This is a genomic window from Caballeronia sp. J97, from assembly GCF_905220305.1.
Lineage (GTDB): Bacteria > Pseudomonadota > Gammaproteobacteria > Burkholderiales > Burkholderiaceae > Caballeronia.
Genome location: NZ_CAJMZL010000002.1, coordinates 377227 through 388376 on the forward strand (window position 1 = coordinate 377227; position 11150 = coordinate 388376).

Consider the following 11150-nt stretch of genomic DNA (forward strand, 5'->3'; position numbering starts at 1 on the left):
CGGCCGTTCTGACCGGAAATTATTGCTTTTTCGGGCGGACGCGGACCGGTTGCGGCAAAGGCGCGGGGGAAGAAGGAGGGAGCCGATCGGCGAGCGCGGGATTGTTTGCCCGCCGATTCGAAGGACAGCCACATCGAAAGCCCCGCGCACGATGACGAGGGCGGTCTTGCACGAGAACCGCTCAGCTTTTCGGTTTGGCCTTGGTGGTGCGCTTCGTGACCTGCATTTCCTTCGCGCCTGCAGCTTTCGCGGGCGATGCCTTGCTGCCGGCCGTTTTCTTGCGGCTCGACATTTCCGTTTCAGCGGGTTGGCTCGCTTGAGCCTTGCGTGGGGATGGCATGCTGACCTCCTTCAGTGTGTGTCCATATCGACACATTGATAACCATAGGATGCGCTCAGCCGGTATGCAAGACGCGTGCGGCCCGCGCGCAACGCGGCGGCGAAAAAAGCTTCTGAGAGCGAAGCATTTCGGCCGATGCCCGCGTTCAGTGGATGAGCTTCAGCCCCGCCGGCAGCGTTTCGCCGAACACGCGGCCGACGTCCGCGCGATCGAGCTCGACGGTCTCGCGGACCATCGCGATCCACGCCTGCGCCGCGCCCATCGCCTCCAGCCGCTGCACGACGGCGGCGCGCGCGTCGTCGGGCAGATCGCGCGAGCGATCGCCCGTCATGCGCGCGATCTGCACGGCGGCGAACGCGGCGGGATCGATCTTCTTCCAGTCGAGCGCGAGGATCGCATCGAGCCAGGCGACGGCGACATCCGGCGGCACCACGCCGTGCGCGCTGCCGTAGAAGGGCGCGCGTGCACCGATGCGGCCCACCGCCCACCAGCTTTGCACGTTCTCCGAAGGCTTTTTCAGGCGCGTGAGCAGCCAGTCGCCGACCTCGATCTTGCGTTCGACGGGCACGCGCTCGAGCGACGCCGCGAGCCGCACCATGTCCTCGTAGCCCGCGCGCGCCGCGCCCGCCGCCTTCCGATAGCGGCTCGTGCCGGGCGGCTGGAGCACGAAGGCCATGTCGTCGAGCAGGCGCAACTGCGCGGCTTCGGGCAAGCCGCCGGCCGCGCGGCGCCAGAGCGTCCACCATTCGGACCAGATCTGGCTCTCGCTGCTGTACTGGATGCCCTGATCGAAGAGCGTCCATAGCTGCTCGACGCGCCATTCGTCGAGCGGATGGCCGAAGCCCGGACGCATGCAGTAGCCCGCGAGATTGAGCCACAGGCGCTCGTGATCGGCGGTGCGGCGGCGCCTTTTCGCCCGCTCGAACAGCGCGCCGAAAAGCTCCCGCAACAGCGCGATGTCCCAGGTGTCGCGCGCGCCGAGCGTCTGTTCGAGCTGCGCGCGCAGCCGTTTGACTTCCTTCGGGCCGACGTCCTGCGAGCGCGCGCCGAATGTGCGGTCGATCAGTTCGATGGCCTTCGGCAGCCCCGGATGGGATTCGCTCGCGGCGTCGTCCGGCTGTGGCGCTTCGCGGCGCAGTTGAAATTCGAGCAGCCAGCGTTTCCTGGGGTCGTCGACGGCGATGCAGTGCATCTCCAGCGTGCCCACTTCGGTGAGCGAGGTCGTCAGTTGAACCGGCGTTTCGCGCGCCCGGCCGTGATCCGCCGCGCGCGGATCGACGACGGTCGCGATCGGCGGCAGTCGAATGAAGTCGCCCGATGCGGCCGCGAGGTCCGCGAGCTCGCCCGCCTGGTGCGCCGTCTCGGACACCGACGACGCCAGGTGAAAGCGCACCGGCGCGCCTAGCGTGAGCGCGAACGTGCGATCGGCGAGATGGATCGGCTGGCCTTCCTCGGTGCCGCGCGGCAGGACGCAGACGCCGCGCATCGCGTTGGCGTCGTCTTCGAGCAGCAGGAAGAAGCTGCGCGCCGAGCCGCCGCCGATCTTCGGCGCATGGCCCGCGCGCGCGAGCGCATAGGCGACCGCGCCGCGCGCGACCGCGACATCGGGATTGGCGTTGGCGAGCACGTTGACCGCTTCGCCGCGCCAGCCCGAAAGCGTGTCGGCGAGCCGGCGCGCGAGCGGATCGGCGCGAAACACGCCGCCGTTCAACAGCAAGGTGTCCGGAATGGCGCTCGTTTCGGCGCTCGCGTCGGGCAGGCCGAGCGCCTTGCGGGCCTCGCCAGCGTGCTGGCCGAGAAACGCCGCGATGTGCCGCGTGATGCCCGGATCGCTCGCATACGGCAGCCCGAATTCGACGATGCCGCCGCGCGAGCGCCCGGGGCGATCGCTCGCGGAAACCATCGGAAAGAAGCCTTCGACGATGATTCGCTCGATTTCTTCGCGCGTGACATCGGTGGAACGCGCGCCGCCGATGAGCTTTGAGCCGGCGCCGAGCAGCGTGATCGAGGTGGAATCGGGCGCATGCTCGCCGAGCAATTGCTCCTTCGCCGCGCGGCAACGCTCGACCAGTTGCGACAGGCGCCCGGCGGAAAGCCGCGCATCGTCGCCCGCGAGACGCTTCTCGACGAGATGCGCGAGCGCGAGATCCATGTTGTCGCCGCCGAGCATCAGATGGTTGCCCACGCCGATGCGCGTGAGCACCGGCTCGCCGTTTTCCATCGCGACCTGGATGAGCGTGAGGTCGGTCGTGCCGCCGCCGACGTCGACGATCATCACGAGCCGCGTGGACGCGAGTTCGCCGGCGAGCGTCTCGCGATGATGAAACAGCCAGTCGTAGAACGCGGCCTGCGGCTCCTCCAGCAGCCGCAGGTGTTCGAGTCCCGCCATGCGCGCGGCTTCGAGCGTCAGCGCCCGCGCGCCTTCGTCGAACGAGGCGGGCACGGTCAGCACCACGTCCTGCGTGTCCAGGGGCGCATCCGGAAAGCGCTCGTTCCACGCCGCGTGGACGTGCGCGAGGTAGCTCGCGCTCGCGATCACGGGCGAGATCTTGTCGACATCGTCGCCCGCGCCCCACGGGAGGATCGGCGCGAGACGATCGACGGCGGCGTGCGAGAGCCAGCTCTTCGCGCTCGACACGAGCCGTCCGGGCACCTGCGCGCCGAGCGTCCGCGCGAATCTGCCGATGACGGCGGGCGCTTCCATCTCGCCCCACGGCAGTTGCAGATCGGCCGATTTGAGCTCGCCCGGCGCGTAGTGATAGCGCAGCGACGGCAAGAGCGGAAGCGCCGCGACTTCGCCCGCGCCGACGAGCTGGTCGATGTCGAACACGCGGATATCGTCCGATCCGGCCTGCGCATACGCGACGACCGTATTGCTCGTCCCCAGATCGATGCCGACGCTGAACCGCGCGCCCGGCGCCCTTTTCTTGCGCGCGGACACTTACAGGCCCATGCCCTGATCCACGCCCGCGTTCGCGCCGCCGCGCACGTCGAACTCGACCTTCCAGCGCTCCGACGAGCCGCGCGGAATCGCTTCGAGCTCGAGTGTGCCCGCTTCGGTCACCCGCGCATGCAGCTTGACGGGCACGACTTCGCCCGGCGTGCGGCCTTCGGGCGGCAGCGATGCCTCGATCTCTTCGAGTTCCTGCAATTCATCCGGCTGCCAGTATTCGAGCAGCGTGCCGACCTGATCCTGCCGGCGCACCGACGAGCCGAAAAAGCGGAAATGCACCGGCTCGCCGACGACGAGACCGAACTCCTGCGCGGGCAATTCGGCGTCCGTGCCTTCCTCCATGCCGAACGGCGCGACGCACAGCGCCTGCACCGGCGGCTCCAGTCCGGGGACGGCCGGCATCGCGGATTCGACCGCGACGTAGTACGCGCGCGCCGTGCCGCCACGGATGCGCACGCCCTTGCCGCGCCGCACGTAGCCGTAATAGGCCGCGCCGCGCGCGACGGCGAGATCGAGGTCCGCGCCTTCGAGCAGACGCGCGGCGGGCGCATTCTCGGCGGCGAGCCACGCGTTCAGCGTCGTCATGACGCGCTCGACGAGCAACGGCGACTTGAACACGCCGCCGTTGAAGAGCACGACAGTCGGATGCAGCAGCGTCGCGCCTTGCGGTTGTTGATGTTGCAGACCGTCGACTTCCGCGAGCGCATTGACCTGACGGCCGAGGAACGCCGCGAGATGACGCGTGACGGCGGCATCCTGCGCGTAGGGCAGGCCGAGCTGCGTCAGGCCGACGCGCGCACGCGAAACCGGCCTCGCGGCGGCATCGACTTGCGGGAAAAAGCCTTCGAGCAGGATCTGCGTGAGTTCGGCGCGCGTCAGTTCGGTGCGCAGCGACCCGCCGATCAGCTTCGAGCCGCGGCTCGGCACGACGAGCGGCACGGCGTCGACGGCCGGATCGGAGAGCAGCGTCTCCTTCGCCGAGCGGCACGCGTAGGTCAGCGCGCGCAACTGCCACGGATCGGGCTGCGTGCCGGCCGCCGCGAGCTTGCGCGCGACGGTATGCACGAGCGCGAGGTCCATGTTGTCGCCGCCGAGCAGGATGTGCTCGCCGACCGCGACGCGATGCAGCTCCAGATTGCCTTCGCGCTCGACGACCGCGATCAGCGACAGGTCGGTCGTGCCGCCGCCGACATCGACGACGAGAATCACATCGCCTACCTTGACCTGTTTGCGCCAGCCCCCGCCCGACTTCTGGATCCAGCTATAGAGCGCGGCTTGCGGCTCTTCCAGCAGCGTCATCCGCGTGTAGCCGGCGGCGGCGGCGGCTTCGGCGGTAAGCTCGCGCGCGGCGGGATCGAAGGAAGCGGGAATCGTCACCGTGACGTCCTGCCGGTCGAACGGCGCGTCGGGATGTGCGTGATTCCATGCTTCGCGCAAGTGCGTCAGATAGCGCACCGAGCTTTCCAGCGGCGACACGCGCGCGACTTCCTCGGGCGCATCGGACGGCAGGATCGCGGCACGGCGATCGACGCCCGGATGGCACAGCCAGCTTTTCGCGCTGGAGACGAGGCGGATGGGCGTGCCCGCGCCGCGGCTGCGCGCCAGTTCGCCGACGATGAACGCGCGCTCCTGCGTCCACGGCAACGTGAGATCGCCGGGCGCGAGCTCGTTCTCGTGCGGCAGATAAAGGAACGAGGGCAGCAGATCGCGCTCTTCGGCGGCGCCGGGCGCGGTCAGTTGCGCGACCGGCAGCACGCCTTGCGCGGTCTTTTCGCCGTCGCTCGCGCTCAGGTCGACGTAGGAGAGCGCGCAGTGCGTCGTGCCGAGATCGACGCCGATCGAATAGCGCGCCTGATTGTCATTCGCGTGGATGTCGCTCACAGTTCCACCTCCGCCGGTGCGACGATGCTCGCATCATGGGACGGCGCGAGCTTCGGCAGGCGCGTGTCCTCGACCTTCCAGCCGCGATGGCTGATGCTGCCGGAGAACGGCGGCTTGCCGACGACGTTCCCCGTCAGGCGCACCGCTGACGCATCGAAGCCTTCCTGCAGCGTGATGCGGCTGCCTTCGGCTTCCGTGCGCACGGGCTTGACCGTGAAGTGTTCGCGCAGCACCGCGCGGCAGCCGTCATGCACGAGGCGGGCGGCCGCGCCGATATCGGCGTCGCTGTAATTGACGATGTCTTCTTCGACGAAATCGATGAAACGCGCGTCGCGCTGCAGAAGGCCGAGCAGTTGCAGCGCGGCCACCGGGCTCGCTTCCTTCAGCGCGGACGGCGCCGGCTGCACGGGCGCGGCGGCGGGCTTCGGCGCTTCCGGCGCAACGGGCGCGACGGGCGGGGCTTCGGGCGCATGCGGCGCTTCGCGCAGGCGCTGCACGCGGCCCGCGAACGACGCATTGCCCAGAACGCCGAAGAAGACGCCGAAGGCAATGCCTATCCTGCCGAAAAAGCCTGGATTCATGTCGGTCATGTGATGCTCCTGTAGGCCGCGCGAGGACGACCCTATCCTCGGGCGGCGCGGGTGGCCGGTGTTCGGTGCCGTGTCGGCGGGGGTGATGCCGGGATTTGTCGGTTCGTGCGGCCTTCTGGCGCGCCGAAAGACACGAAAGAGCACGCAAAAGCGCTAACGGCCTTTATACCGTATCCCGATATTTTCCATGATGTCGCGGCCCGGCCAGAAAAACGCTCCCGGACGGGCGCGCGGCGGCGGGCCTCATTCTCGCGATTTGCGCCGCCAAGTCAAGGCGCGGCGGGCCTTTCGGGGATTTTTTGCGGGCGTTTCAGGCCTTGTAGCCGATCTTGCGCAGCAGATCCTTGCGCCACTTCACGTCTTCGTCGGTTTCGACGCCGAGCGGCGGCAGCCCGTCCACCACGCCGACGATCCCGCGCCCCTGGTCCGTCTGCGCGACGAGCACCTGCGTCGGATTGGCGGTCGCGCAGAAGATCCGGCAGACCTCCGGCACGGCCTTGACGGTATTGAGCACGTTCACCGGGAAAAAGCCGTCGCCGAGCACGATGATGAAGCTATGCCCCGCGCCGATGTTCTGCGCGTTGTGCGCGGCCATCTCGACGAGCCCGTCGTCCGTGCCCGACGTGCGCACGAGCCGCTTGCCCGACGCCTCGCAGAACGCGAGCCCGAAGCGGATGCCGGGCACCGCGCCGACGAGCGCCTCGTGCAGATCCTCGACCGTCTTGATGAAGTGCGATTGACCGAGGATGAAGTTGGTGTCCTCGGGCTTGTCGATGGCGATGGCGAGCAGTTCCATGGCGGATCTCCGGTGCGCTGACGACTCCATGGTAGGCGCTTTTCTAGGCGCGCATTTCGAACCCCGCGAGATACCCCGCCGCATCGCCGCCATCCCACGCGCGGCCGTCGCAGAAGGTCGCCGCGCGCCGCTCGTCGGGCAGCGCGATGCCCGACGCCTGCGCCGCATCGCGGTAAATCGCCGTCTGATTGACGCTCGCCGCGATGCCCGCATCGTCGATATCCGTGTCGAGCATGCCCCAGCGCCGGTATTGCGTGATGAACCACAGCCCGTCCGAGACGCGCGGAAAGTTGATCGCGCCGCCATCGAAGAAGCGCACGGGCAGCGCGCGCGCATCGCCGCCGTCGGTGACGGCGAGGCGTGCTTCGATCAGCGCTTTCGGCACGCCGAGCAACTCGGACGACGACAGCGCCTCCGCGATCTCGCCGCGATGCGCCGCGCTCGCATCGAGCCATGCGCAGGCATCGAGCATCGTGCGCACGAGGGCGCGCGCCGTGTTGGGATAGAGCGCGGCGAACTCGCGCCGGCATGCGAGCACCTTTTCCGGATGATCCGGCCAGATCTCGCTCGTATACGCGACCGTCTTGCCCGCGTTGCGCGCCTCGGCCACCGCGTGCCAGGGCTCGCCCGCGCAGAAGCCGTCGAGCGCGCCTTCGACGAGCGCATCGACCATGCGCGGCGGTGGAATCACGATGCTCTGGATCTCGCGCAACGGATGCACGCCGTGCGCCGCGAGCCAGTAATACAGCCACATCGCGTGCGTGCCGGTCGGAAAGGTCTGCGCGATGACCGGCGGCCGCCCGAGCGAATGCAGCGCTTCCGTCACGCTCGCGCCGCTTCGAATCGCATCGGCCAGCGGGCGCGACAGCGTGATCGCCTGACCGTTGCGATTCAGGACCATCAGCACGGCCATGTCCGCCTGCGGCCCGCCGATGCCCAGTTGCACGCCGTACACGAGACCATAGAGCGCGTGCGCGGCGTCGATTTCGCCGGACAGCAGCTTGTCGCGCACGGCGGCCCACGACGGCTGACGGCATAGCTCGATCGTGATGCCGTAGCGTGCGCCGAGATCGCGCAACGCGGCGACGGCGAGCGGCGCGGCATCGGAAAGGGCGACGAAGCCGAGCCGCAGATGCGTGCGTTCGGGCGCGGGAAAGTTCGTGTCGGGCGGGTTCATATCGGTTCTTGAATGCGCTGGCTAGCGCAGCAGATCGGCCATCGAAATAAGCTGGCGCGCGATCTCCGCGACCTTCACGCCCTGATCCATCGCGCGCTTGCGAAGCGCCGCGTAGGCTTCGTTTTCGGACATGCCGCGCTTGTCCATCAGGAGACGCTTCGCGCGGTCGATGACCTTGCGCTGCTCCAGTTCGTCCTCGACCTTCGCGAGACGCTGGCGCAACTGCGCTTCATGCGCGAAACGGGCGAGCGCGACTTCGATGATCGGCGCGAGGCGCGCGGGCGCGAGCCCTTCGACGGAATACGCGGTGACGCCCGCGCCGACCGCCGCGCGGATGAACTGTTGATCGGCGTCGTTGCTGAACATCAGCACGGGACGCGGCGCGGCCTTGTTCATCACGGCGAGCTGCTCGAGCGTGTCGCGCGAGGGCGACTCGGTGTCGATGATGACGACATCGGGCTTCTGGCTCTCGACGGCCTTGTGCAACGCGGAGGGCGCGGCCACTTCGGCGAGCATGTCGTAGCCCATGCGCGCGAGTTGCTCGCGCAAATCGCCGATGGGCTTGTCGGTGTCGGTGACGAGAAGAACGCGCAGCATGCGGGAAGCGGAAGGGGTCATGCGAAGAACGGCCACAGCGGCTGTTGTGACTTTAGCGCGCCGCAGGCCGTTTGAAAACCCGCGTCACGCGGCATGGGCCAACCCTTCGGCGCCTTCAGCGAGCGCTGCAAATCCGGCCGCTTCTCCGATCGCCGCGCCGATGAGAATCACCGCCGGACTGCCGAGACCGGCGGCGGCGGCATCTTCGGCGAGCCGGTCGAGCGTCGTGACGAGCCGCCTTTCCTGCGACGATCCCGCGTTCTGCACGACGGCCGCGGGCGTGCCGGCAGGCAACGCATCGAGCAGCGATGCCGTGAGACTCGCGATGCGGCTCATGCCCATATAGATCGCGAGCGTCGTGCCGGTCGCGGCGAGCGCGCGCCAGTCCGGCTGGCTGTGATCCTGCATGTGCGCGGTGACGAAGGTCACGCCCTGACAGTGATCGCGATGCGTGAGCGAGATGCCGAGCCCCGCCGCCGCCGCGAATCCCGACGACACGCCGTTGACGATATCGACGGTGATCCGCGCTTCACGCAAGGCGGCGATCTCTTCGCCCGCACGGCCGAAGAGCAATGCATCGCCGCCCTTTACGCGCACCACATGCAGTCCCTTCCTCGCGTAACGCTGCATGAGGCGCTGAATGAACGCCTGAGGGGTCGACTTGCAGCCGCCGCGCTTGCCGACGCGAATCACCCGCGCATGCGGCGCGAGCGTGACGATGTCGGGGTTGGCGAGATCGTCGACGAGCAGGATGTCGGCGGCGGCGAGCGCCTTCGCGGCGCGCAGGGTCAGCAAGTCCAGATCGCCGGGGCCTGCGCTTAAAAGAGTGACTTTGCCTTTGACAGTGCTCATCGTTGCTTCCTGATCTGCTTGTTTGCGTATGTGAGGCGCATCGGCGCGGCAAACGCAGATAGCGTCCGCTCGTGTCGCTGCACGATGGGGACGCCTTTGTCCTTGCTCTTCGATTTGGGATGCCGCGAACGCCTTTGCCCGCAGCGCTTTCGACAATGCAATAAGCGGGCCATTGCGTGAAACGAGTATCGAGCCACGTTTATGGCACTGTCGTTGTGCGCGAATGCCCGGTGCGGCACCGCCACGGCGCAAGCGCGCTTCGTTCGAGTGAACCTCTCGGCTAACCGAATAGTACAAAAGTCGCGTCATTCGACGAATCGGTTTGCGCGCGCTCGCACGTCATCAGTGCTGCGTCGCACCATCCCTGTGCCCGCCTGCATCGAAACGCGACGCGAGCCGTGTGCGCGCGAGCGGTGCACGCATCGCGCAAACCCATATGCGGCAAGACTCTCGGGCCGATGCATCGCGCATGGCATAGCCCTTGCCTTATGACCTGCCATCGGATCAACGGCGATCCGTCCTGAATACAGCGCCCGGCAGGTGAGAACGTGCGGGCATCGGACAACGGCGTCCCCCGCATCGGCTTCCCGGCCGCATGCGCGGGACGCCTTTCTTTTTTGCGGAAAGACGATGGACAAAGCCACCCGGATCGATCTCTTCAGCATGCGCAGCGCGCCGATGCGCGCCTTCCATCTCACGTGGATGGCGTTCTTCGTGTGCTTCTTCGCGTGGTTCGCATGCGCGCCGCTGATGCCGCTCATCAAGCGTGAATACGGCCTCACGGCGGATCAGGTCGCGAATATCAACATCGCGGCCGTGGCCGTGACGATTCTGGTGCGACTCGTCGTCGGACCGATGTGCGATCGCTTCGGCCCGCGCAAGGTGTATAGCGCGCTTCTGCTCGCAGGCGCGGTGCCGGTCATCGGCGCCGCGCTCTCGACGGGCTACGACAGCTTCCTGTGGTGCCGTCTTGCGATCGGCGCGATCGGCGCGAGCTTCGTCATCACGCAGTACCACACTTCGGTCATGTTCGCGCCGAATGTCGTCGGCACCGCGAACGCGACGACGGCCGGCTGGGGCAATGCCGGCGCGGGCGCGGCGCAGGCGATCATTCCGCTCTTCGTCGCGGCCGCGATCGCGCTCGGCACGGGCGAGGCTTCGGCATGGCGCGTCGCGCTGATCGTGCCGGGCATCGCGATGCCGGTGATGGCCTTCTTCTACTGGCGCTACACGCAGGACTGCCCGCAAGGCGATTTCGCGACGCTGCGACGCGCGGGCATCGCGATCGACGGCGGCAAGAAGGGCGGCTGGCAGAGCTTCCTGACCGCGTGCTCGAACTATCGCGTGTGGATGCTGTTCGTCACGTACGGCGCATGCTTCGGCGTGGAAGTGTTCATCCACAACATGGCGGCCATCTACTACGTCGATCACTTCGGGCTTTCGCTCGCGCAAGCAGGGATGGCGGCGGGCAGCTTCGGCCTGCTCGCGCTCTTCGCCCGTGCGCTCGGCGGCTGGCTCTCCGATAAAGCCGCCGCGAAGAAAGGCCTCGATATCCGCGCGACCTTGTTGTTCGCACTGATCGCGGGCGAAGGCGTCGGCCTCTATGCGTTCGCGCATGCGCCGGGCGTCGGGCTCGCCATCGTCGCCATGCTCGCGTTCGGCCTCTTCACGCACATGGCGTGCGGCGCGACCTACGCGCTGGTGCCGTTCATCGATCGCAAGGCGCTCGGCGGTGTGGCCGGCGTGATCGGCGCGGGCGGCAACGTCGGCGCGGTCGCGGCGGGCTTCCTCATGAAAGGCCTCGGTAACGCGCAGGCAACGCTTTCGATGCTCGGCGTGATCGTCGCGGGCACGGCGCTGTGCGCACTCGCGGTGCGCTTCTCTCCCGAACACAAGGCGCGCGAAGCCGCACTGCGCGAAAGCGCGCTCGCAGCCAACAACGTCATTGCAAACTGAGAAGGTCA

General features: G+C 67.8%; 9 protein-coding genes. 1 reads left to right on the plus strand and 8 read right to left on the minus strand.

Annotated features, from left to right (window positions below; translation table 11 throughout):
• Positions 1 to 181: 181 nt before the first annotated feature.
• The 8 genes from U4Y90_RS06170 to cobA all read right to left on the minus strand — a co-directional run bounded on the left by U4Y90_RS06170 (position 182) and on the right by cobA (position 9186).
• Positions 182 to 340, minus strand: coding sequence for a hypothetical protein (locus tag U4Y90_RS06170; protein ID WP_157696177.1), 159 nt, complete (start codon positions 338 to 340; stop codon positions 182 to 184).
• Positions 341 to 485: 145 nt separating this feature from the next.
• Positions 486 to 3281 (minus strand): Hsp70 family protein, encoded by a 2796-nt coding sequence (locus U4Y90_RS06175; RefSeq protein WP_321793274.1) that lies wholly within the window; start codon positions 3279 to 3281, stop codon positions 486 to 488.
• Positions 3282 to 5174, minus strand: coding sequence for an Hsp70 family protein (locus U4Y90_RS06180; protein ID WP_321793276.1), 1893 nt, complete (start codon positions 5172 to 5174; stop codon positions 3282 to 3284). It abuts the gene before it with no gap.
• The gene (locus tag U4Y90_RS06185; RefSeq protein WP_321793278.1) at positions 5171 to 5764 is read right to left on the minus strand and encodes a DUF2760 domain-containing protein; all 594 of its coding nucleotides are present in this window, start codon (positions 5762 to 5764) and stop codon (positions 5171 to 5173) included. Before U4Y90_RS06185 ends, U4Y90_RS06180 begins: the two co-directional genes overlap by 4 nt.
• A 310-nt stretch (positions 5765 to 6074) precedes the next feature.
• Entirely contained in the window at positions 6075 to 6560 is a 486-nt protein-coding gene (locus tag U4Y90_RS06190; protein WP_321793280.1) for an adenosine-specific kinase, read from the minus strand.
• A 43-nt stretch (positions 6561 to 6603) separates the two neighbouring features.
• The gene (locus U4Y90_RS06195) at positions 6604 to 7737 is read right to left on the minus strand and encodes a CmpA/NrtA family ABC transporter substrate-binding protein (RefSeq protein WP_321793282.1); all 1134 of its coding nucleotides are present in this window, start codon (positions 7735 to 7737) and stop codon (positions 6604 to 6606) included.
• Between the two features lie 21 nt (positions 7738 to 7758).
• Positions 7759 to 8334 carry an ANTAR domain-containing response regulator gene (locus tag U4Y90_RS06200; protein WP_321793284.1) on the minus strand — a complete coding sequence of 192 codons (576 nt, stop codon included), beginning with the start codon at positions 8332 to 8334 and terminating at the stop codon, positions 7759 to 7761.
• An 84-nt stretch (positions 8335 to 8418) separates the two neighbouring features.
• The gene (gene cobA, locus U4Y90_RS06205; protein WP_321793286.1) at positions 8419 to 9186 is read right to left on the minus strand and encodes a uroporphyrinogen-III C-methyltransferase; all 768 of its coding nucleotides are present in this window, start codon (positions 9184 to 9186) and stop codon (positions 8419 to 8421) included.
• 630 nt (positions 9187 to 9816) lie between these two features.
• On the opposite strand from cobA, the gene U4Y90_RS06210 reads away from it, so the two are divergent.
• Entirely contained in the window at positions 9817 to 11142 is a 1326-nt protein-coding gene (locus U4Y90_RS06210; protein ID WP_321793287.1) for an MFS transporter, read from the plus strand.
• Positions 11143 to 11150: the final 8 nt, after the last annotated feature.